Below are 22,406 nucleotides of genomic sequence, written 5' to 3'. Positions count from 1 at the left end.
ATTAATGCCCGTTCTGCTCGCTCAGGACGACCTGATACAAGGCTTCGCTACTCGGTGCGCTACGCAGCTTTTCGCGCACTTCCTTACGATCCAGCATGCTGGCGATCTGACGTAGCAACTCCAGATGCGCATCGGTGGCGGCTTCCGGGACCAGCAATACGAACAGCAGGTCAACCGGCGCACCGTCGATGGCGTCGAAATCAATAGGTGCTTCAAGGTGCATCAGCGCACTGATAGGCGCTTCGCAACCCTTGAGACGGCAGTGAGGAATGGCGATGCCGTTGCCAAAACCGGTGGAACCGAGTTTTTCACGGGCAATCAACGCCTCGAAGACATCTTGCATCTCCAGAGCCGGCACTTCGCGGGCGATCAGGTTGGCAATTTGTTCGAGGGCTTTCTTTTTACTGCCACCCGGCACGTTCACGAGGGAACGGCCGGGGGTCAGGATACTTTCAAGTCGGATCATGGAATGGGGGGTTATCGACCGGTCGCGCCCTGGAGCAGGCTCTGGGTCTTTTCCTTATGCTTTTTGAGTTGTTTATCCAGCTTGTCGGTCAAGGCGTCGATCGCGGCATACATATCGGTATGTTCTGCGTTGGCGACCACTTCACTGCCGGGGATATGCAAGGTGGCTTCGATTTTCTGCTTAAGCTTTTCGACGCACATCGTGACTTGCACGTTGGTGATCTTGTCGAAATGGCGCTCTAATCGTTGAAGTTTCTCATTGATGTAGTCGCGCAGAGGTTCGGTCACTTCCAGTTGGTGTCCACTGATGTTGACTTGCATACAGCTTCTCCTTCGTTGCCAGTGCATAAAGCGGCAGGCTGGATAGCCTGCCACTGGAACGCTGTAACGTGGCTTACATCAACCGCTTGCGTTCGCTCGAAGGCGCGATCCCGAGGGATTCGCGGTACTTGGCGACGGTGCGGCGAGCCACCTGAATGCCTTGTGCCTCCAGTAAACCAGCGATCTTGCTGTCACTCAACGGCTTTTTCTGATTTTCCGCGGCAACCAGTTTTTTGATGATCGCGCGGATCGCCGTGGACGAGCATTCGCCGCCTTCGGAGGTGCTGACGTGGCTGGAGAAAAAGTATTTCAGTTCATAAATACCGCGTGGGGTATGCATGAATTTTTGCGTGGTCACCCGGGAAATTGTCGATTCGTGCATGCCGACCGCCTCAGCGATATCGTGCAGGACCAACGGCTTCATGGCTTCGTCGCCGTACTCCAGAAAACCGCGCTGATGCTCGACGATCTGGGTGGCTACTTTCATCAGGGTTTCGTTGCGGCTCTGCAGGCTCTTGATGAACCAGCGAGCTTCCTGCAACTGATTGCGCATGAAGGTGTTGTCGGCGCTGGTGTCGGCACGACGGACGAAACCGGCGTACTGGGCGTTGACGCGCAGGCGTGGCACCGACTCCTGATTGAGCTCGACCAGCCAGCGTTCGTTATCCTTGCGTACGATAACGTCAGGGACGACGTACTCGGCTTCGGTGGATTCGATTTGCGAACCCGGGCGTGGATTAAGGCTCTGCACCAACTCGATGACCTGGCGCAGCTCGTCTTCCTTGAGCTTCATGCGGCGCATCAACTGGCTGTAGTCGCGGCCGCCGAGCAGGTCAATGTAGTCGGTGACCAGACGTTTCGCTTCCGCCAGCCACGGGGTCTTGGCAGGCAACTGGCGCAATTGCAGCAGCAGGCATTCGCCGAGGTTGCGGGCGCCGATACCGGCTGGTTCAAATTGTTGAATGCGGTGCAGGACGGCTTCGATTTCGTCCAGTTCGATGTCCAGTTCCGGGTCGAACGCCTCGAGGATCTCTTCGAGAGTTTCGTCGAGGTAGCCCTGATTGTTGATGCAGTCGATCAGGGTGACCGCGATCAGGCGATCGGTGTCGGACATCGGTGCAAGGTTCAGTTGCCACAGCAGGTGGCTTTGCAAGCTCTCGCCGGCGGAAGTGCGGGTGGTGAAGTCCCACTCGTCATCATCGCTGCTGGGCAGGCTGCTGGCACTGGTCTGGTAGACGTCCTCCCAGGCGGTGTCGACCGGAAGTTCGTTGGGAATACGCTCGTTCCATTCGCCGTCCTCGAGATTGTCGACCGTCGGGGCGGTTTCCTGATAGGAGGGTTCCTGGATCTCGGTGTTGGGCTTCTGTTCGGCGTTGTCGGCCATGGGGTCGGAATTGTCGAAGTCTTCGCCTTCTTCCTGGCGTTCGAGCATCGGATTGGATTCCAGCGCCTCCTGGATTTCCTGTTGCAGATCCAGGGTCGACAATTGGAGCAGACGGATGGCCTGTTGCAGCTGCGGTGTCATCGTCAGCTGCTGGCCCATTCTCAAGACTAGCGATGGTTTCATGGCAGGGGCTTAACACCTTATTCGCCGGCGCTATGCGCCATCCACTACAGGGCGCCGAAGCGCCAAACTTAAGCAAATTATATGCCTGAAACTGAAGTGTTTGCCTAGAGCGCTGTAACAATTAAAGCGTATTAAATCCTGCTTGAATCGATACAGCGCCCGGGCGGCGCACCGGGCACTGTTGCGCTTACAGGCGGAACTCGTGGCCCAGATACACTTCCTTGACCAGATCGTTGGCCAGGATGGTTTCTGCATCGCCCTCGGCAATCAACTGACCGTCGTTGACGATGTAAGCGGTTTCGCAGATGTCCAGCGTCTCACGGACGTTGTGGTCGGTGATCAGTACACCGATGCCCTTGGCCTTGAGGTGGTGGATGATCTGCTTGATATCGCCGACCGAGATCGGATCGACACCGGCGAACGGTTCGTCGAGCAGGATGAATTTCGGTGCCGTTGCCAGCGCGCGAGCGATCTCCACCCGGCGGCGTTCACCACCGGACAGGCTCATGCCGAGGTTGTCGCGGATGTGACTGATGTGGAATTCCTGCAGCAGGCTTTCCAGCTCTTTGCGACGGCCGGCCTTGTCGAGCTCCTGGCGGGTCTCGAGTATGGCCATGATGTTGTCGGCCACCGACAGTTTGCGGAAGATCGACGCTTCTTGCGGCAGATAGCCGATCCCGGCCTTGGCACGACCGTGCATCGGCTGGTGGCTGACGTCCAGATCATCGATCAGCACGCGGCCCTGATCGGCCTGTACCAGGCCGACGATCATGTAGAAGCAGGTCGTCTTGCCGGCGCCGTTCGGGCCGAGCAGGCCGACGATCTGGCCGCTGTCGATCGACAGGCTGACATCACGCACGACCTGGCGGCTTTTATAGGCCTTGGCCAGGTGCTGAGCTTTCAGAGTTGCCATTACTGGGTTTTCTCGTCGGTTTTCTTCTTCGGCTGGATCACCATATCGATGCGCGGACGCGCTTCGGTGACCTTGCTGCCGGTAGCGCGACCGGCGCTGGCCAGTTTCTTCACGGTGTCATAGACGATTTTCTCGCCTTGCGTCGTGTTGTTGTCCTTGTCGACCACCTTGGCCTTGTCGATCAGCACGACGCGGTTTTGCGCAGCGTGGTACTGGATCGTTACGCCCCAGCCCTGTACAGGCTTGGCATCACCTTGAGTCTGCAGCTGTTCGAAGTAGGCGAGGTTGCCCACCGACGTCACGACGTCGATATCGCCAGCCGGCGTACGGGTGATGGTCACCGTGTTGCCTTTAACGATCATCGAACCCTGGGTAATGATCACATCACCTTTATAGGTGGCGATGCCGTTCTTGTCATCCAGTTGGGCGTCGTCGGCCTGAATGCGGATAGGTTGCTGCTGATCGTTCGGCAGAGCCCAGGCGCTCACGCTTCCCAGTGCTGCGCCCAGACTGAGCAAAATAGGGAGGGTTTTAACGAGCCTCATACTGTCCTCTTACGTTCGATTGCAGGTGTATCCTGCTTTCCTTCAGGTACGCTTTCATTCCGACGCCAGTCGATACACCGCCAGCACCCTCGATTCTAACGGGTTGCTCGGTCTGCGCATATTCTTGCTGCGGGAACACGGTCATGCGGGTGCTGGTGATCAGAGTGCCGCGTTTTTTCTCATCGGTGCGCTGTACGCGTACCGAATCGATCAGTTCAACTTCGGTACCGCCCGAGTTCACTTCGCCGCGTTCGCTGGTCACGTGCCAAGGGAAGTCGGTGCCGCGATACATGTTCAGGTCCGGCTTTGTGACCAGGGTGACATCGGTAGCCTTGACGTGCTCGGCCTTGTCGGAAGTCATTTCGTACTGCACTTTGCCGTCCGGCAAATATTGCAGGGTATGCGTGTTGGTTGCATACCAGTCGATAGGTGTTTCGACCGAGGTGACCGGTGGCTTGTCGAGGAAGCGTTCCGGGCTGATGTTCCAGTAGCCAACCGCGGCGAATATCGCCGCGATGCAGCCGAACAGCAGGAAGTTGCGAAATTTTTTGCTGAACATGGTTTGGCTCACAGGTACGCGGCATTGGCCGCATCAAGGCGGCCCTGGGCGCGCAGGATCAATTCGCAGAATTCGCGGGCGGCACCTTCGCCACCACGGGCTCGGGTTACACCATGGGCGTGTTCGCGGACGAAATCGGCAGCGTTGGCCACCGCCATGCCCAGGCCAACGCGGCGGATCACCGGCAGGTCGGGCAGGTCATCGCCCAGATAGGCGACCTCTTCGTAGCTTAGGCCCAGTTGCTCAAGAAGACCGTCGAGAACAACCAATTTGTCTTCACGGCCCTGAAACAGGTGGGGAATCCCCAGATTTTTCGCTCGACGCTCGACCACCGGGGTCTTGCGGCCGCTGATGATAGCGGTCTGCACGCCAGCGTTCATCAGCATTTTGATGCCTTGTCCGTCGAGGGTATTGAAGGTCTTGAATTCGCTGCCGTCTTCAAGGAAATACAGGCGCCCGTCGGTGAGGACGCCGTCGACGTCGAAAACCGCCAGTTTGATCGCTTTGCCGCGTTGCAGCAGATCGTTACTCATTACATGACTCCTGCGCGCAGCAGATCGGAGAGGTTGAAGGCGCCGACCGGGCGATCCTCTTCGTCCACAACAACCAGTGCGTTGATTCGGTGATCTTCCATGATTTTCAGGGCTTCGGCGGCCAGCATCTCTGGCCGTGCAGTCTTGCCGTGGGCCGTCATTACCTGGTCGATGGTGGCGCTGCGAATGTCGATACTGCGATCCAGCGTGCGGCGCAAGTCGCCGTCAGTGAAGATTCCAGCCAGTTTACCGTCAGTTTCAAGGATGACGGTCATGCCCAGACCTTTACGAGTCATTTCCATCAATGCGTCTTTGAGCAACGTGCCGCGTTGTACTTGCGGCAATTCCTGCCCGGCGTGCATGACGTTTTCCACCTTCAGCAACAGGCGACGACCAAGAGCACCACCCGGGTGTGAGAACGCGAAATCTTCGGCGGTGAAACCGCGTGCTTCCAGCAGTGCTACAGCCAGCGCGTCACCCATGACCAGCGCTGCGGTGGTCGAGGAGGTCGGGGCCAGGTTAAGCGGACAGGCTTCATGCTCGACGTGAACGTTGAGATTGACCTCGGCAGCCTTGGCCAGCGGCGATTGCGGGTTGCCGGTGACGCTGATGAGCTGGATGCCCAGGCGTTTGATCAGCGGCAGCAGGGTAACGATTTCATTGGTCGAGCCGGAGTTCGACAGGGCCAGGATCACGTCGTCGCGGGTGATCATGCCCATGTCGCCATGGCTGGCCTCGGCCGGGTGCACGAAAAATGCCGGGGTGCCGGTGCTGGCCAGGGTCGCGGCAATCTTGTTGCCGATGTGCCCGGATTTTCCCATGCCGACCACGACTACACGGCCTTTACTGGCCAGAATCATCTCGCAAGCGCGTACGAAATCGGCGTCGATATGGGGCAACAAGCCTTGTACGGCTTCCACTTCGAGTTGGATGGTGCGTTGTGCCGATTGAATCAGGTCGCTGGATTGGCTCATGTCAGAAATCGTATAGCCCGATGAAAAGGCGGCGATTATAGCGGTTATGTTGCAAAGCCTCACGCAAGTTCGTCGTGCTTTGTCATTCCTCGTTACCAAAACCCGGCAAAACAGCCTCCAAGCCTGTCATATCGCCGAACACAGGGCGGTACAAGCCTTGGGCGCGCAGCCTTTGCAGTGATATAGTTCGCCGCCAGTTCGGCCTGCCCGGGATGTACGTACTTTTTAAGTAAAGACAGGCGTCCGAGTGAGAGGCTGCATCGCAAGGAGTTTAGATGAGTGCCGATAACGCCTACGCGGTCGAGCTGAAGGGAGTCTCCTTCAAGCGCGGTGCGCGCAGCATTTTCAATAACGTCGATATTCGCATCCCGCGCGGCAAGGTCACCGGCATCATGGGACCTTCCGGGTGTGGCAAGACCACGCTGCTGCGATTGATGGGCGCACAATTGCGTCCTGCCAGCGGCGAAGTCTGGGTCAACGGCCAGAACCTGCCTGCGCTTTCGCGCAGCGATCTGTTCGATGCGCGAAAGCACATGGGTGTGCTGTTTCAAAGCGGCGCGCTGTTCACCGATCTCGACGTGTTCGAGAACGTGGCTTTCCCTCTGCGTGTTCATACCGATTTGCCGGAAGAAATGATCCGCGACATCGTCCTGCTCAAATTGCAGGCGGTCGGTCTGCGCGGTGCCATCGAGTTGATGCCGGATGAGCTGTCCGGTGGCATGAAGCGCCGTGTCGCACTGGCGCGGGCGATTGCGCTCGATCCGCAGATCCTCATGTACGACGAACCGTTCGTCGGCCAGGACCCGATCGCCATGGGCGTGCTGGTCCGTCTGATCCGTCTGCTCAACGATGCGCTGGGGATCACCAGTATCGTGGTGTCCCACGATCTGGCTGAAACCGCGAGCATCGCCGACTACATCTATGTTGTTGGTGATGGTCAGGTGCTTGGGCAGGGTACGCCGGACGAGTTGATGAATTCGGACGAGCCGCGTATCCGTCAGTTCATGACCGGCGATCCCGATGGCCCGGTGCCGTACCATTTTCCAGCGACGGATTACCGCGCAGATCTTCTGGGGAAGCGCTGATGCGCAGAATTTCATTAATAGAGCGCGTGCGCCGGTTCGGCGAGGCGGCGATCGACGCCGTTGCGGTGTTCGGTCGTGCGACGCTGTTTCTGTTTCATGCCCTGCTGGGGCGTGGCGGGATCAGCGGTGGCTTCGGCCTGCTGGTCAAGCAACTGCATTCGGTCGGCGTGATGTCGCTGGTGATCATCGTCGTCTCCGGGATATTCATCGGCATGGTGCTGGCGCTGCAGGGCTTCAGCATTCTGTCGAGCTACGGTTCGGAACAGGCCGTAGGGCAGATGGTCGCACTGACCCTCTTGCGTGAACTGGGTCCGGTGGTGACGGCACTGTTGTTCGCCGGTCGTGCCGGTTCTGCACTGACTGCCGAGATCGGCAACATGAAGTCCACCGAACAGCTTTCCAGTCTGGAAATGATCGGCGTCGATCCGCTCAAGTACATCATTGCCCCGCGCCTCTGGGCCGGTTTCATTTCCCTGCCGGTGCTGGCGATGATTTTCAGCGTGGTCGGGATTTGGGGCGGTTCGTGGGTGGCTGTCGACTGGCTGGGTGTGTATGAAGGCTCTTATTGGGCGAACATGCAGAACAGCGTGAATTTCACCAGTGACGTGCTCAATGGCGTGATTAAAAGTATCGTTTTTGCCTTTGTAGTGACCTGGATCGCCGTATTCCAAGGCTACGACTGTGAGCCCACTTCCGAGGGAATCAGCCGTGCCACTACCAAGACCGTGGTGTTTGCCTCTCTGGCAGTGCTCGGCCTGGACTTTATTCTGACCGCTTTGATGTTTGGAGATTTCTGATGCAAAACCGCACCCTGGAAATCGGTGTCGGCCTGTTCCTGCTGGCAGGGATCCTGGCTTTGTTGCTGCTTGCTTTGCGGGTCAGTGGTCTGTCTCCGACTTCGACCACCGACACCTATAAACTTTATGCCTACTTTGACAATATTGCCGGTTTGACGGTCAGAGCCAAAGTGACCATGGCCGGTGTAACTATCGGCAAGGTCACGGCGATCGATCTGGATCGCGACAGCTTCACCGGTCGGGTCACTCTGCAAGTGGATAAAAAGGTCGACAATCTTCCGACCGACTCCACAGCGTCTATCCTGACCGCTGGTCTGCTGGGCGAGAAGTACATCGGTATCAGCGTCGGCGGGGAAGACAAACCGTTAAAGGATGGTGGAACCATCCATGACACGCAGTCGTCACTGGTACTGGAAGATCTTATCGGTAAATTCCTGCTCAATACCGTTAGCAAAGACGCCAAATGAGGAGCTTTTGAATGATTTCTACCTTGCGACGTGGCCTGTTGGTGTTGCTCGCGGCATTGCCACTGATGGCTAACGCTGCGCCTGGGCAATCCGCGCATGAACTGGTGCAGGACACTACCACCCGACTGCTGGCCGACCTGGCTGCCAACAAAGAGAAATACAAGCAGGATCCGACTGATTTCTACGCGGCGCTCAACAGCATCGTCGGGCCAGTGGTGGACGCCGAAGGCATTTCCAAGAGCATCATGACGGTCAAGTATTCGCGCAAGGCCACGCCGGCGCAGATGCAGACCTTCCAGGAAAACTTCAAGAAAGGCCTGTTCCAGTTCTACGGCAACGCTCTGCTTGAGTACAACAACCAGGGCATTACCGTTGACCCTGCCAAGGACGAATCGGGTGACCGCACCAGCGTCAACATGACCGTCAAGGGCAGCAGCGGCGCAATCTATCCTGTGCAGTACACGCTGGAGAAGATCAACGGCGAGTGGAAGCTGCGCAACGTGATCATCAACGGCATCAATATCGGCAAACTGTTCCGTGATCAGTTCGCCGACGCGATGCAGCGCAATGGCAACGATCTGGACAAGACCATCAATGGTTGGGCCGGTGAAGTGGCCAAGGCCAAAGAAGCCACCGAGAAACCCGCGCAATGAGTGAGGCCGCAGTTCGTATGAGTGATGTCGACGAGCTTCTGCTCAGCGGAGTGCTGGACTATCGCACCGGTGCCGACCTGCGCAAGCAAGGCCAGACGCTGATCAAGTCCAGCAAGGCTGCTTCGCTGGTGATCGATTGCTCGGCGGTGAAGAAGTCCAGCAGCGTCGGCTTGTCGTTGCTGCTGTGCTTCATGCGCGATGCGAATGCGGCCGGCAAGGCTGTCAGCATCCGTGCGATGCCCGAAGACATGCGCGAAATTGCTCAGGTCAGTGAACTGACCGAACTGTTGGCGCACCCCTGAACCCACATCTATAAAGAAGCCCCCCGTCAGAGTCCTGCCATGCGGGGTTCGCAGGCGCGGGGCTTTTTTGTATGATGTCCGACCCGTGCGCACAGGGCGCCGATTGAGGTTGAGCATGCAGGCCGTAGAAGTGAAGAGCTTCCTTGAAGGAAAGCTGCCCGGAACGTTGGTAGAAGTTGAGGGCGAAGGCTGCAATTTCCAGCTGAACGTGATTAGCGATGAACTGGCGGCGTTGAGCCCGGTGAAGCGTCAGCAGCAGGTCTATGCCCATTTGAACCCATGGATCACCGATGGCAGCATCCATGCGGTCACTATGAAATTTTTCAGCAGCGCGGCCTGGGCCGAGCGCACCTGAGCCTAAGGGCGTCGAGATTCTTATGGATAAATTGATTATTACCGGTGGCGCTCGTCTTGATGGCGAGATCCGCATTTCCGGCGCAAAAAACTCCGCCCTGCCGATACTGGCCGCCACCCTGCTGTGCGATGGCCCGGTGACCGTTGGCAACCTGCCGCACCTGCACGACATCACCACCATGATCGAGCTGTTCGGTCGCATGGGCATCGAGCCGGTGATCGACGAGAAACTCAGCGTCGAAATCGATCCACGCACCATCAAGACCCTGATCGCGCCGTACGAACTGGTGAAAACCATGCGTGCGTCGATCCTGGTTCTGGGTCCGATGGTTGCCCGTTTCGGTGAAGCCGAAGTCGCCCTGCCTGGCGGTTGCGCCATCGGTTCGCGTCCGGTTGACCTGCACATCCGTGGCCTCGAAGCCATGGGCGCGGTGATCGACGTTGAAGGCGGCTACATCAAGGCCAAGGCGCCTGAAGGTGGCCTGCGTGGTGCGCACTTCTTCTTCGACACCGTCAGCGTGACCGGTACCGAGAACATCATGATGGCCGCTGCTCTGGCCAAGGGCCGCAGCGTGTTGCAGAACGCCGCTCGCGAACCTGAAGTGGTTGACCTGGCGAACTTCCTCAACGCCATGGGCGCCAAGGTTTCCGGCGCTGGCACCGACACCATCACCATCGATGGCGTCGAGCGTCTGGGTTCGGCTTTCTATAAGGTCATGCCTGACCGTATCGAAACCGGCACCTACCTCGTTGCCGCTGCCGTGACCGGTGGTCGCGTCAAGGTCAAGGACACCGATCCGACCATCCTCGAAGCCGTTCTGGAAAAACTCCGTGAAGCCGGCGCAGAAATCACCTGTGGTGAAGACTGGATCGAGCTGAACATGCACGGCAAGCGCCCGAAAGCGGTCAACGTGCGCACTGCACCGTACCCTGCTTTCCCGACTGACATGCAAGCGCAGTTCATCTCGCTCAACGCCATTGCCGAAGGCACGGGTGCGGTGATCGAGACGATCTTCGAAAACCGTTTCATGCACGTGTACGAACTGCACCGTATGGGCGCCAAGATTCAGGTCGAAGGCAACACTGCCATCGTTACCGGTACTGAAGTCCTCAAAGGTGCGCCAGTCATGGCCACCGACTTGCGTGCTTCGGCCAGCCTGGTGATCTCGGCTCTGGTTGCCGAAGGCGATACGCTGATCGACCGCATCTACCACATCGACCGTGGTTACGAGTGCATCGAAGAAAAACTGCAGATGCTGGGCGCCAAGATCCGTCGCGTTCCGGGCTGATTGCTGCATTGGGACACAGGGACGTGTCCACTGATTTTAAGAGTCGAGCCGGTTTCCGGCTCGATGTGTGTCCGGCGCCGATTGCGACCGGACATGAGTACCTTGATAAGGACTGACGTTTCCCATGTTGACCATCGCACTGTCCAAGGGCCGCATCCTTGACGACACTCTGCCGCTTCTTGCCGAAGCGGGCATCGTGCCGACCGAGAATCCGGACAAGAGCCGCAAGCTGATCATCCCCACGACGCAGGACGACGTTCGTCTGCTGATCGTGCGCGCCACTGATGTGCCGACTTATGTCGAACATGGCGCGGCTGACCTCGGCGTTGCCGGTAAAGACGTGTTGATGGAATACACCGGTCAGGGTCTGTACGAGCCACTGGATCTGCAGATCGCTCAGTGCAAGTTGATGACTGCCGGCAAGATCGGCGCGCCTGAGCCCAAGGGCCGTCTGCGTGTGGCGACCAAATTTGTCAACGTTGCCAAGCGTTACTACGCCGAGCAGGGCCGTCAGGTCGACATCATCAAGCTCTACGGTTCGATGGAACTGGCGCCGCTGATCGGTCTCGCTGACAAGATCATCGACGTGGTCGACACCGGCAACACCCTGCGCGCCAACGGCCTGGAACCTCAGGAACTGATCGCCACGATCAGCTCGCGCCTGGTGGTCAACAAGGCTTCGATGAAAATGCAACACGCCCGAATCCAGGCGTTGATCGATACCCTGCGCAACGCAGTGGAATCGCGACACCGCGGCTGATTTACCTGCGCGACCCCAGGTCGCGCCGTCTATCCGCCTCATAGCCAGAATTCTCAGGTGCCTAAGCGGATCGAATGATAGTTTCGGGCGCCTGAGTTTTTTGCCATTCCTATGAGGCTCTCGCTATGACCGCAACGACTGCAATTCGCCGACTCAACGCTGCTGACCCGGATTTCGCGCATCATCTGGATCATCTGCTGAGCTGGGAAAGTGTGTCTGACGACTCGGTCAATCAGCGTGTGCTGGACATCATCAAGGCTGTGCGCGAACGTGGTGACGCGGCGCTGGTCGAGTTCACCCAGAAGTTCGACGGCCTCGAAGTCGCGTCGATGGCTGACCTGATCCTGCCGCGCGAGCGTCTGGAACTGGCGCTGACGCGCATCACTGTGCAGCAGCGCGAAGCACTGGAAAAAGCGGCGGCCCGCGTGCGCAGCTACCACGAAAAACAGAAACAGGATTCCTGGAGCTACACCGAAGCCGACGGCACGGTACTCGGCCAAAAGGTCACACCGCTGGATCGTGCCGGCCTGTACGTGCCGGGCGGCAAGGCGTCGTATCCGTCGTCGGTGTTGATGAACGCGATTCCGGCCAAGGTCGCTGGCGTGACCGAAGTGGTCATGGTCGTGCCGACCCCGCGTGGTGAGATCAACGAGCTTGTGCTGGCGGCGGCGTGCATCGCTGGCGTTGACCGCGTGTTCACCATCGGCGGCGCGCAAGCCGTTGCCGCGTTGGCCTACGGCACCGAAAGCGTGCCGAAAGTAGACAAGGTGGTTGGCCCGGGCAACATCTACGTCGCCACCGCCAAGCGCCACGTATTCGGTCAGGTCGGCATCGACATGATCGCCGGCCCTTCGGAAATCCTCGTGGTGTGCGACGGCCAGACCGATCCGGACTGGATCGCCATGGACCTGTTCTCGCAAGCCGAGCACGACGAAGATGCGCAGGCGATTCTGGTCAGCCCGGACGCCGAGTTCCTCGACAAGGTCGCCGCGAGCATCGACAAACTGCTGCCGACCATGGACCGTGCGACCATCATCGAAACCTCGATCAATGGCCGTGGCGCACTGATTCACGTGAAGGACATGGCCCAAGCCATCGAAGTCGCCAACCGCATCGCCCCGGAACACCTGGAGTTATCGGTCGCTGACCCGCAAGCCTGGCTGCCGCTGATCCGCCACGCCGGTGCGATCTTCATGGGCCGTCACACCTCCGAAGCGCTGGGCGACTACTGCGCAGGCCCGAACCACGTGCTGCCGACCTCCGGCACCGCGCGCTTCTCTTCGCCGCTGGGCGTGTACGACTTCCAGAAACGTTCGTCGATCATCTTCTGCTCCGAGGCTGGTGCTTCCGAGCTGGGCAAAACGGCATCGGTGCTGGCCCGTGGCGAATCGCTGAGCGCCCATGCACGCAGCGCCGAATACCGCATCAAAGACGAAGACTTTCTACAAGGGCAGGGGAACTGAGCGATGAGTAAATTCTGGAGCCCGTTCGTCAAGGATCTGGTGCCGTACGTGCCGGGCGAACAGCCGAAGCTGACCAAACTGGTCAAGCTCAACACCAACGAAAACCCGTACGGCCCGTCGCCAAAAGCCTTGGCAGCGATGCAGGTTGAACTGAATGACAACCTGCGTCTGTACCCGGACCCGAACAGCGACCTGCTGAAAACTGCCGTCGCCAAATACTACGGTGTGCAGAGCAATCAGGTGTTCCTCGGCAACGGTTCGGATGAAGTGCTTGCGCACATTTTTCACGGCTTGCTGCAACACGATAAGCCGCTGTTGTTCCCGGACATCAGCTACAGCTTCTATCCGGTGTATTGCGGTTTGTACGGCATCGAGTTTGATGCGGTCCCGCTGGATGCGCAGTTCCAGATCGACCCGGCAGACTACGCCAAGCCGAATGGCGGGATCATTTTCCCGAATCCGAACGCACCCACCGGTTGCCTGCTGGCGCTGGACGCGGTTGAGCAGATCCTCAAGGCCAGCCCGGATTCGGTGGTGGTGGTAGACGAGGCGTACATCGACTTCGGTGGCGAAACGGCGATCAGTCTGGTGGATCGTTATCCGAACCTGCTGGTGACGCAGACCCTGTCCAAGTCGCGCTCGCTGGCGGGCCTGCGTGTGGGCTTTGCGGTGGGGCATCCGGACCTGATCGAGGCACTGGAGCGGATCAAGAACAGCTTCAACTCATATCCGCTGGATCGTCTGGCGATTGTCGGCGCGGCGGCGGCGTTCGAGGATCGCGAGCATTTCGACAAGACCTGCCGACTGGTGATCGAGAGCCGTGAGTGGGTGATTGCGCAATTGCAGACCAAGGGTTTTGAAGTATTGCCTTCGGCGGCGAACTTCATTTTCGCGAGGCATCCGCAGCATGATGCGGCGCGGCTGGCGGCTAAATTGCGCGAGCAGGGCGTAATCGTGCGGCACTTCAAGCAGGAGCGGATTGCGCAGTTCCTGCGGATTTCGATTGGCACGCCGGAGCAGAATCAGGCGTTGATCGATGGGCTTGGCGACCTCTAAAAGCAAGAGCCCCTCACCCTAACCCTCTCCCAGAGGGAGAGGGGACTGATTGGGGGATATTGCAGAGCTTCGTCGACGTGAAAGTGCTGTACCGAATCCATAATCGACTCGGTCTTTCAGGTCGACGTACTTCGCAAGACAACTCGGTCGGCTCCCTCTCCCTCCGGGAGAGGGCTGGGCGGGCGGCGTTTCCGATGAGGGTGTGCTTTTATTCGTGATGCGGCTCGCCAAGGAAAGTCAGTGAGGTAAACAGCCCACGACTATCCACATCCGCGCTGCCCTTCACCGGCACCTCAACCTGCGCCGCAATCACATTCAACCCTTCATTCCTCACCAGCACCTGCGCCCGACCCTCCTTGTCAGTCTCGGTGCTCAACGTGTTCGGCGCACTGCGATAGTCGCCAATCAACTTCACCCCAGCCGCCGGTTTGCCATCGAGCAACACCCGCACCGGCAATGACTTGCCCGGCCCAACCGTCAGCGGATCAACCTCCGGCAGAATCAACAATTTGATCTGATCCAGCTTCGGCAACTTCGCCCCCGGCTGATAAATCGCCAGGCTGTATTTGAACGTCTCCGTCGCCTCGATAGCTCCAGGCACTTTGCTGCGACCTTGGTTGATCCACTTCTTGTCAGCTGTCTGCGACCACATGCCGTTGTTCAGCGCTACGGCCAGGACTGCCGGAGCTTTCAGTGGTTTCAGTCGTGCGTGATCCGTCAGGCGCTCGACGCTCACCGGAATCATCTTGCCGCCCGCGTCATAAGCCCAGGCGCCGCTGATCTTTTGTGCCTTGAACGCGTTGTCTTCGGCGCCATGGCCATAAACCACTTCGATATTGCCGCGCCGTTGTTCGGTCCACAGGCCATGGGCCGAGACTTCGCCTACGAACAGCGCGGCGATCAGCACAAAGGTTTTGCCGAATTGCATGGTGACGTCCTTTTACAGGTTGAGTGTCAGGCTGACGGTGAAGTTGCGCGGTTCGCCGGGGTTGACCCAGTAGTTGCTGTAGGAGCGCTCGTAATACTTCTCGTCGAAGAGGTTGTTCAGGTTCAGGCCGACAGTGACGTTGTCGCTGGCCTTGTAATGCGCGAGCAGGTCGACGGTCTGGTAGGCCGGCAATTCGAAGTCGCTGCCGGATTCTCCGGAGCGGTCGCCGACATAAGTGAACGCTGCGCCGACGTCCGAGCCGCGCAAATGGCCATCCTGGAACTCATAAACCCCGAGCAGACTGCCGCTGCGTTTGGCCACGCCGAGGATGCGACTGCCGGTGGGAATTGCCGCGTCGCCCTTGGTCACTTCTGCGTCAATGTAGGCAAAGGCACCAATGACTCGTACAGCGTCGGTGACCTGTCCGGTGACTTGCAGATCGAAACCACGACTGCGCGCCTTGCCCATGGCGCGGCTGGTGTCGGTGCCAGGATCAAGGGCGAGGACGTTTTCCTTGTCGATGTGGAAGAAGGCGAGGGTGCTACTCAGGCGTTCGTCAAACAACTCGTTCTTGATCCCGACTTCGTAGCCGACGCCTTCTTCCGGGTCGAAGGATTTTCCGGAGGCGTCGAGGCCGTTGTTCGGTTTGAAAGAGGTCGAGGCATTGGCGAACAGGCCGGTGTTCGGCGTCAGTTGGTAGAGCAGGCCGGCGCGCTGGGTGAGGGCGTCATGGCGCTGACTGCTCTTGGCGTTACGGCTGTGATCGTCGATGCGCTGGTCGAAATGTTCGAAACGTGCGCCGATCATTCCGCGCAATTTGTCGGTGAAGATGATCTGATCCTGCAGGTTCAGTGCATGACTTTCGACGTGTTCGAAAAAATCGCTGCCCGAGCGTGCGCCGTTGGGTTTTGGCTTGCCGTAGATCGGCTTATAGATGTCGATGGCGTACGGGCCGCCAGCAATCGTGGTGACGCGCTCGTTCTTGCGGAAGTTTTCATACTCGGTGCCGATCAGCAGTTCATGCTGCCAAGGACCGAGGTCGAACAGACCGCGCAATTCCAGTTGGGTGATGCTGTCGTGCCAACTTGTATCGCGTTCGCGCAAGCGACGGTTGACCGTGTGGCCGTCGGCGTTCAGCGCCCGTTGTTCCGAGGCGTCGCCCCAGAGTTTGCCTTCCTTGTAGTGGCTGGCCAGGCGCAGTTTCCAGCTGTCGTTGAGGTGATGTTCCAACGTGGCCTGAAGCAGATTGTTGTGGTTATCGATGTTGCCGTCGTTGGGTTCACCGAGAAACGTCGAGCGCGGCACGCCGCTCCATTTGTTGTTCGGCGCGACGATGCCGCGATCGAAGGTGGAGCTGTGACGGACGATCTCGCTTTCCACCAACAGCGACGTGTCCGGGTTCAATTGCCAACTGATCGAAGGCGCGACGAACACACGCTTGCTGTCGACGTGATCGCGAAAGCTGTTGTTATCTTCGACTGCGAGGTTGATCCGCGAAAGCACATCACCTTGTTCATCAAGTGGCGTGTTGACGTCCAGCGCGGTGCGATAGCGGTCCCAACTGCCGGCGCTGGTCTGTAGGGTGGTGAACGCTTCGGGCTGCGGTTTCTTGGTGACGATGTTTACCGTGCCGCCGGGATCGCCTCGGCCATACAAACTGGCGGCGGGCCCTTTGAGCACTTCGATGCGCTCGATGTTGGCCGCATCCGGTGTGCTCGGATAGCCGCGATTGGCGCTGAAGCCGTCCTTGTAGAACTCCGAGGTGGTGAAGCCGCGCACGCTGTATTCGTACAGCGTCAGGCCGCCGAAGTTGTTCTGCTTCGATACGCCACCGGCAAAATCCAGCGCGCGCTCGACACTGGTGCTGCCCAGATCTTTGAGCACGCTGGCGGGCACTACGCTGATCGCCTGCGGGATATCACGGATCGCGGTGTCGGTTTTGGTTGCACTGGATGAACGTGTGGCGCGATAGCCCTTGACCGGGCCGGTCGGCGATTCGTAGTCGGAGATGACGCTGATGGCGTCCAGTTCGAGGGGTTTGGATTCTTCGGCGAAGGCTGGGTCGACCAGCAGACCAAGGCTCAGGCCGAGCAGTGAGGCCTTTGTTCGAGACGACATGTTATGTTGTTCCAATTCTTAGAATTGAAACAATATAACATGCCTGTTGAGAATGTCTTTTATTCGCGTGCTTAGCGCGAAGAAAATTTTATTCTTCTTTTTCTTTCACCGGCGCCGGTGGCGGACGCAGGCCGATTTCAGCGGTGAGCTTGAGCTCTTTGCCGTTGCGCATCACCTGAATCGTCACTTTGTCAGTCGGTTTGATCCGCGCGACCTGGTTCATCGAACGACGGCCATCACCGGCTGGCTCGCCATCGATGCTCAGAATCACATCGCCCAATTGCAGGCCGGCCTTCTGTGCCGGGCCATCGCGGAAGATCCCCGCGACGACAATCCCCGGACGCCCGGACAAACCGAACGACTCGGCCAGTTCCTGGGTCAGCGGTTGCACTTCAATGCCCAGCCAGCCACGAATCACCTGACCGTGCTCAATGATCGACTTCATCACCTCCATCGCCAGTTTCACCGGGATCGCAAAGCCAATGCCCTGCGAACCGCCGGACTTGGAGAAAATCGCCGTGTTGATGCCGGTGAGGTTGCCGTTGGCATCGACCAGCGCGCCGCCGGAGTTACCCGGGTTGATCGCCGCGTCAGTCTGGATGAAGTCTTCGTAGTTGTTCAGGCCCAGCTGATTACGCCCGGTGGCGCTGATGATGCCCATGGTCACGGTCTGGCCAACGCCGAACGGGTTGCCGATGGCCAGCGCGACGTCGCCGATACGAATGTTGTCCGAGCGGCCGACGGTGATCGCCGGCAGGGTTTTCAGATCGATCTTCAACACCGCGAGGTCGGTTTCCGGATCGCTGCCGATGACGCGGGCGAGGGTTTCGCGGCCATCCTTCAGCGCCACGACGATTTGGTCGGCACCGCTGGTCACGTGGTTGTTGGTGAGAATGTAGCCTTCCGGGCTCATGATCACGCCGGAACCGAGGCTCGATTCCATGCGTTTCTGCTTCGGCGAGTTATCACCGAAGAAACGCCGGAACTGCGGATCTTCAAACAGTGGATGCGCCGGTTTGTTGATGACTTTGGTGGTGTAGAGGTTGACCACTGATGGCGCGGCGATGGTCACCGCGTCCGCATAGGACACCGGCCCCTGCTGCACGCTGGTGGTTTGCGGGGCCTGTTGCAGGTTGACGTCGAGGCTCGGCAGCCCGACCCACTGCGGGTAACGCTGAATAATCAACAGAGCGATAAGCACACCGGCCAACAACGGCCAGCCCATAAAACGCAGCGCCTTGAACATTAAGCACGTCCTGGAAGAGTTGCAGGCGGGGTCAGACCGCCCATAATGTCGCGCATTATACGAGGCCGCGCGTGCCTCTGAACGGGATATTTAGGAGTCTTTCATGGCCGTTGCCCTCAGCACCCTCGTCGAAGAAGCCGACCGTTACCTCGGCAGTGCGAAAATTGCCGATTATTGCCCGAACGGATTGCAGGTCGAGGGCCGTCCTCAGGTGATGCGTATCGTCAGTGGCGTCACGGCCAGCCAGGCGTTGCTGGACGCTGCCGTCGAGGCCGGGGCCGATCTGGTGCTGGTGCATCACGGTTATTTCTGGAAGGGCGAGAACCCTTGCGTCACTGGCATGAAGCAGCGTCGACTGAAGACGTTGCTCAAGCACGATATCAGTCTGCTCGCTTACCACTTGCCGCTGGATTTGCATCCCGATGTCGGCAATAACGTGCAACTGGCGCGTCAACTGGACATCACTGTGGAAGGCCCGCTGGACCCGGACAATCTCAAAATCGTTGGTCTGGTCGGGTCTTTGAAAGAACCGCTGACCGCTCGCGATTTCGCCCGCAAGGTGCAAGAAGTGATGGGTCGAGAACCTTTGCTGATTGAAGGCAATCCGATGATTCGCCGGGTTGGCTGGTGCACCGGCGGTGGTCAGGGCTATATCGATCAGGCCGTCGCGGCGGGCGTCGATCTGTATCTCAGCGGTGAAGCCTCCGAGCAGACCTTCCACAGCGCCCGCGAAAACGACATCAGCTTCATCGCCGCCGGCCACCACGCGACCGAGCGCTACGGCGTACAGGCGCTGGGCGACTACCTGGCGAAACGCTTTGCCGTCGAACACATCTTCATCGACTGCCCCAACCCGATCTGACGAACGCCACTCACCTGTGTAGGAGCTGCCGAAGGCTGCGATCCTTTGATCTTGTTTTTTAAAAGACCAGATCAAAGGATCGCAGCCTTCGGCAGCTCCTACAGGACCGTCATCGCCCAAACGAGTGGGCATATTCATATGCCCTTTCGATCTAGTTGGCGTCCTGATTAGAAGAGGTCGCTGTGCTAGGATTCCCCGCTCGAACACGGCCCGCTGGCCGTTCATAAGAAAGTTTTCGTGAGTAGCCATGGTCGACAAACTGACGCATCTGAAACAGCTGGAGGCGGAAAGCATCCACATCATCCGCGAGGTGGCCGCCGAGTTCGATAACCCGGTGATGCTGTACTCCATCGGTAAAGACTCCGCCGTGATGCTGCACCTGGCACGCAAGGCGTTCTTCCCGGGCAAACTGCCGTTTCCGGTGATGCACGTCGACACCCGCTGGAAATTCCAGGAAATGTACAAGTTCCGCGACAAGATGGTCGAAGAACTGGGCCTGGACCTGATCACCCACATCAACCCCGATGGCGTGGCGCAGAACATCAACCCGTTCACCCACGGCAGCGCCAAGCACACCGACATCATGAAAACCGAAGGCCTGAAGCAGGCACTCGACAAGCATGGTTTCGACGCAGCGTTCGGCGGCGCCCGTCGCGATGAAGAGAAATCCCGTGCCAAAGAGCGCGTGTACTCGTTCCGCGACAGCAAGCACCGCTGGGACCCGAAAAACCAGCGTCCAGAACTGTGGAACGTCTACAACGGCAAGGTCAACAAGGGCGAATCCATTCGCGTATTCCCTTTGTCAAACTGGACCGAACTGGACATCTGGCAGTACATCTACCTCGAAGGCATCCCGATTGTGCCGTTGTACTTCGCCGCCGAACGCGAAGTGATCGAGAAGAACGGCACGCTGATCATGATCGACGACGAGCGCATCCTTGAGCACCTGTCCGACGAAGACAAAGCGCGCATCGTCAAAAAGAAAGTGCGTTTCCGCACCCTTGGCTGCTACCCGTTGACGGGGGCCGTGGAGTCCGAGGCCGAAAGCCTGACGGACATCATCCAGGAAATGCTCCTGACGCGAACTTCCGAGCGCCAGGGCCGAGTCATCGACCACGATGGCGCAGGCTCGATGGAAGATAAAAAACGTCAAGGCTATTTCTAAGGGGCTGTCATGTCGCATGTTTCTGATTTGATCAGCGAGGACATCCTCGCCTACCTGGGCCAGCACGAACGTAAGGAACTGCTGCGCTTTTTGACCTGCGGTAACGTCGATGACGGCAAGAGCACCCTGATCGGGCGCTTGCTGCACGACTCGAAGATGATCTACGAAGATCACCTCGAAGCGATCACCCGCGACTCGAAGAAAGTCGGCACCACCGGTGACGATATCGATCTGGCATTACTGGTCGACGGTCTGCAGGCCGAGCGGGAGCAGGGCATCACCATCGATGTCGCCTACCGCTATTTCTCCACCGCCAAGCGCAAATTCATCATCGCTGACACGCCCGGCCATGAGCAGTACACCCGCAACATGGCCACCGGAGCGTCCACCTGTGACCTGGCGATCATTCTGGTCGACGCGCGTTACGGCGTGCAGACCCAGACCCGTCGCCACAGCTTCATCGCCTCCCTGTTGGGGATCAAACACATCGTCGTCGCCATCAACAAGATGGACTTGAAGGGCTTCGATGAAGGTGTGTTCGAGTCGATCAAGGCTGACTACCTGAAGTTCGCCGAAGGCTTGAAGATGAAGCCGACCAGCATGCACTTCGTGCCGATGTCTGCCCTAAAAGGCGACAACGTGGTGAACAAGTCCGAGCGCTCGCCTTGGTACAAAGGCCAGTCGTTGATGGAAATCCTCGAGACCGTGGAGGTCGCGGGCGATCGCAACTTCACCGATCTGCGTTTCCCGGTGCAGTACGTCAACCGTCCGAACCTGAACTTCCGTGGTTTCGCCGGCACGCTGGCCAGCGGCATCGTGCACAAGGGTGACGAAGTCGTGGTGCTGCCGTCGGGCAAAAGCAGCCGGGTGAAATCCATCGTCACTTTCGAAGGTGAGCTGGAACACGCCGGTCCAGGTCAGGCCGTAACGCTGACCATGGAAGACGAAATCGACATCTCCCGTGGTGACCTGCTGGTGCATGCCGACAACGTGCCGCCGGTCACCGACAGCTTCGAAGCGATGCTGGTGTGGATGGCTGAAGAGCCGATGCTGCCGGGCAAGAAATACGACATCAAACGCGCCACCAGTTACGTGCCGGGCTCGATTGCCAGCATCGTTAACAAGGTCGACGTGAACACGTTGGAAGAAGGCCCGGCGAGCGCGTTGCAGCTCAACGAAATCGGCAAGGTGAAGATTGCACTTGATGCGCCAATCGCCCTCGACGGTTACGAAAGCAATCGCACCACCGGCGCGTTCATCATCATCGACCGCTTGACCAACGGCACCGTTGGCGCCGGCATGATCGTCGCGCAGCCAGTGACGCATGGCACTGCCACGCACCACGGCAAACTGGCGCACGTGGCGACTGAAGAGCGTGCTCAGCGCTTCGGCCAGCAACCGGCGACCGTGCTGTTCAGCGGCCTGTCGGGCGCGGGCAAAAGTACACTGGCTTATGCGGTCGAGCGCAAGCTGTTCGACATGGGGCGTGCGGTGTTTGTGCTGGATGGCCAGAACTTGCGTCAGGACCTGAACAAAGGCCTGCCACAGGATCGCGCCGGTCGCACCGAGAATTGGCGTCGTGCCGCGCACGTCGCGCGTCAGTTCAACGAAGCAGGTCTGCTGACCCTGGCCTCGTTCGTCGCGCCAAGCGCTGAAGGGCGTGAGCAGGCGAAGGATCTGATCGGCAAGGATCGTCTGCTGACGGTCTACGTTCAGGCCTCGCCGGCCGTGTGCGCCGAGCGTGATCCGCAAGGTCTGTATGCCGCCGCTGGCGACAACATCCCGGGCGAATCCTTCCCGTACGATGTGCCGCTGAATGCCGATCTGGTGATCGACACGCAGACGCTGAGTCTGGAAGAAAGCGTCAAGCAAGTGCTGGATCTGCTGCGTCAGCGTGGCGCGATTTAAGCATTAGCTGCCAAATAAAAAGCCCGCCGATGAGTGATCATCGGCGGGCTTTTTTATTGGGGCCAACTCGGTCAAT

24 protein-coding genes are annotated in these 22,406 nt (G+C 58.8%); 13 read left to right on the top strand and 11 right to left on the bottom strand.

What is annotated here, in order from left to right; all coding sequences use genetic code 11:
- Position 1: 1 nt before the first annotated feature.
- The 8 genes from ptsN to ACOYXE_RS18075 all read right to left on the bottom strand — a co-directional run bounded on the left by ptsN (position 2) and on the right by ACOYXE_RS18075 (position 5,877).
- Positions 2-466, bottom strand: a complete 465-nt coding sequence (ptsN, locus tag ACOYXE_RS18110) for a PTS IIA-like nitrogen regulatory protein PtsN (RefSeq protein ID WP_460926370.1) — start codon at positions 464-466, stop codon at positions 2-4.
- A gap of 11 nt (positions 467-477) precedes the next feature.
- On the bottom strand, positions 478-786 hold the full coding sequence (gene hpf, locus ACOYXE_RS18105; protein ID WP_047299778.1) for a ribosome hibernation-promoting factor, HPF/YfiA family: 309 nt from the start codon (positions 784-786) through the stop codon (positions 478-480).
- 73 nt (positions 787-859) lie between these two features.
- Entirely contained in the window at positions 860-2,353 is a 1,494-nt protein-coding gene (locus ACOYXE_RS18100; protein WP_405122299.1) for an RNA polymerase factor sigma-54, read from the bottom strand.
- Between the two features lie 187 nt (positions 2,354-2,540).
- Complete coding sequence (gene lptB, locus ACOYXE_RS18095) at positions 2,541-3,266, bottom strand: LPS export ABC transporter ATP-binding protein (RefSeq protein ID WP_008085069.1); 726 nt, start codon at positions 3,264-3,266, stop codon at positions 2,541-2,543.
- Positions 3,266-3,811 (bottom strand): lipopolysaccharide transport periplasmic protein LptA, encoded by a 546-nt coding sequence (gene lptA / locus ACOYXE_RS18090; RefSeq protein WP_007912414.1) that lies wholly within the window; start codon positions 3,809-3,811, stop codon positions 3,266-3,268. The genes lptB and lptA overlap by 1 nt, the downstream gene beginning before the upstream one ends.
- The gene (lptC, locus tag ACOYXE_RS18085; protein ID WP_007912413.1) at positions 3,798-4,370 is read right to left on the bottom strand and encodes an LPS export ABC transporter periplasmic protein LptC; all 573 of its coding nucleotides are present in this window, start codon (positions 4,368-4,370) and stop codon (positions 3,798-3,800) included. The genes lptA and lptC overlap by 14 nt, the downstream gene beginning before the upstream one ends.
- Positions 4,371-4,378: 8 nt before the next feature.
- Positions 4,379-4,903, bottom strand: a complete 525-nt coding sequence (locus tag ACOYXE_RS18080) for a KdsC family phosphatase (RefSeq protein WP_007912407.1) — start codon at positions 4,901-4,903, stop codon at positions 4,379-4,381.
- Positions 4,903-5,877, bottom strand: a complete 975-nt coding sequence (locus ACOYXE_RS18075) for a KpsF/GutQ family sugar-phosphate isomerase (RefSeq protein ID WP_007912405.1) — start codon at positions 5,875-5,877, stop codon at positions 4,903-4,905. The genes ACOYXE_RS18080 and ACOYXE_RS18075 overlap by 1 nt, the downstream gene beginning before the upstream one ends.
- Positions 5,878-6,152: 275 nt before the next feature.
- On the opposite strand from ACOYXE_RS18075, the gene ACOYXE_RS18070 reads away from it, so the two are divergent.
- The 10 genes from ACOYXE_RS18070 to hisC all read left to right on the top strand — a co-directional run bounded on the left by ACOYXE_RS18070 (position 6,153) and on the right by hisC (position 14,103).
- Positions 6,153-6,962: an ATP-binding cassette domain-containing protein gene (locus ACOYXE_RS18070; RefSeq protein ID WP_007912403.1), complete on the top strand. Its 810-nt coding sequence runs from the start codon at positions 6,153-6,155 to the stop codon at positions 6,960-6,962.
- Positions 6,962-7,759, top strand: coding sequence for a lipid asymmetry maintenance ABC transporter permease subunit MlaE (gene mlaE, locus ACOYXE_RS18065; RefSeq protein ID WP_003221704.1), 798 nt, complete (start codon positions 6,962-6,964; stop codon positions 7,757-7,759). Before ACOYXE_RS18070 ends, mlaE begins: the two co-directional genes overlap by 1 nt.
- Positions 7,759-8,226 carry an outer membrane lipid asymmetry maintenance protein MlaD gene (gene mlaD, locus ACOYXE_RS18060; protein WP_007912400.1) on the top strand — a complete coding sequence of 156 codons (468 nt, stop codon included), beginning with the start codon at positions 7,759-7,761 and terminating at the stop codon, positions 8,224-8,226. Before mlaE ends, mlaD begins: the two co-directional genes overlap by 1 nt.
- Positions 8,227-8,237: 11 nt before the next feature.
- Complete coding sequence (locus ACOYXE_RS18055; protein ID WP_160055879.1) at positions 8,238-8,879, top strand: MlaC/ttg2D family ABC transporter substrate-binding protein; 642 nt, start codon at positions 8,238-8,240, stop codon at positions 8,877-8,879.
- A complete protein-coding gene (locus ACOYXE_RS18050) occupies positions 8,876-9,181 on the top strand; it encodes an STAS domain-containing protein (protein WP_150792348.1) in 306 nt (101 codons plus the stop codon). The genes ACOYXE_RS18055 and ACOYXE_RS18050 overlap by 4 nt, the downstream gene beginning before the upstream one ends.
- Positions 9,182-9,296: 115 nt before the next feature.
- On the top strand, positions 9,297-9,536 hold the full coding sequence (locus ACOYXE_RS18045) for a BolA family protein (RefSeq protein WP_008085051.1): 240 nt from the start codon (positions 9,297-9,299) through the stop codon (positions 9,534-9,536).
- A gap of 22 nt (positions 9,537-9,558) precedes the next feature.
- Positions 9,559-10,824 carry a UDP-N-acetylglucosamine 1-carboxyvinyltransferase gene (gene murA / locus ACOYXE_RS18040; RefSeq protein WP_007912385.1) on the top strand — a complete coding sequence of 422 codons (1,266 nt, stop codon included), beginning with the start codon at positions 9,559-9,561 and terminating at the stop codon, positions 10,822-10,824.
- A gap of 124 nt (positions 10,825-10,948) precedes the next feature.
- Entirely contained in the window at positions 10,949-11,584 is a 636-nt protein-coding gene (gene hisG / locus ACOYXE_RS18035) for an ATP phosphoribosyltransferase (RefSeq protein WP_007912384.1), read from the top strand.
- Positions 11,585-11,709: 125 nt separating this feature from the next.
- Positions 11,710-13,047 carry a histidinol dehydrogenase gene (hisD, locus tag ACOYXE_RS18030; RefSeq protein ID WP_160055881.1) on the top strand — a complete coding sequence of 446 codons (1,338 nt, stop codon included), beginning with the start codon at positions 11,710-11,712 and terminating at the stop codon, positions 13,045-13,047.
- 3 nt (positions 13,048-13,050) lie between these two features.
- Positions 13,051-14,103, top strand: a complete 1,053-nt coding sequence (hisC, locus tag ACOYXE_RS18025) for a histidinol-phosphate transaminase (protein ID WP_160055883.1) — start codon at positions 13,051-13,053, stop codon at positions 14,101-14,103.
- A 208-nt stretch (positions 14,104-14,311) separates the two neighbouring features.
- On the opposite strand, the gene ACOYXE_RS18020 is transcribed toward hisC, so the two are convergent.
- From ACOYXE_RS18020 to algW, 3 genes are all read right to left on the bottom strand, one after another.
- A complete protein-coding gene (locus tag ACOYXE_RS18020) occupies positions 14,312-15,031 on the bottom strand; it encodes a DUF4198 domain-containing protein (RefSeq protein WP_405122297.1) in 720 nt (239 codons plus the stop codon).
- Between the two features lie 12 nt (positions 15,032-15,043).
- Entirely contained in the window at positions 15,044-17,149 is a 2,106-nt protein-coding gene (locus tag ACOYXE_RS18015; RefSeq protein ID WP_160055887.1) for a TonB-dependent siderophore receptor, read from the bottom strand.
- An 88-nt stretch (positions 17,150-17,237) separates the two neighbouring features.
- Positions 17,238-18,395 (bottom strand): Do family serine endopeptidase AlgW, encoded by a 1,158-nt coding sequence (gene algW / locus ACOYXE_RS18010; protein WP_064387994.1) that lies wholly within the window; start codon positions 18,393-18,395, stop codon positions 17,238-17,240.
- 103 nt (positions 18,396-18,498) lie between these two features.
- Between algW and ACOYXE_RS18005 the strand changes: the two genes are divergently transcribed.
- From ACOYXE_RS18005 to cysN, 3 genes are all read left to right on the top strand, one after another.
- Positions 18,499-19,257, top strand: a complete 759-nt coding sequence (locus ACOYXE_RS18005; protein ID WP_077571140.1) for a Nif3-like dinuclear metal center hexameric protein — start codon at positions 18,499-18,501, stop codon at positions 19,255-19,257.
- Positions 19,258-19,504: 247 nt separating this feature from the next.
- The gene (gene cysD / locus ACOYXE_RS18000) at positions 19,505-20,422 is read left to right on the top strand and encodes a sulfate adenylyltransferase subunit CysD (RefSeq protein WP_007912374.1); all 918 of its coding nucleotides are present in this window, start codon (positions 19,505-19,507) and stop codon (positions 20,420-20,422) included.
- 9 nt (positions 20,423-20,431) lie between these two features.
- The gene (gene cysN / locus ACOYXE_RS17995) at positions 20,432-22,330 is read left to right on the top strand and encodes a sulfate adenylyltransferase subunit CysN (protein ID WP_160055889.1); all 1,899 of its coding nucleotides are present in this window, start codon (positions 20,432-20,434) and stop codon (positions 22,328-22,330) included.
- The last annotated feature ends 76 nt before the right edge of the window (positions 22,331-22,406 follow it).

The sequence above is a fragment of the Pseudomonas sp. MC6 genome (assembly GCF_054790575.1).
This window is presented reverse-complemented; position numbering and strand designations above follow the sequence as displayed.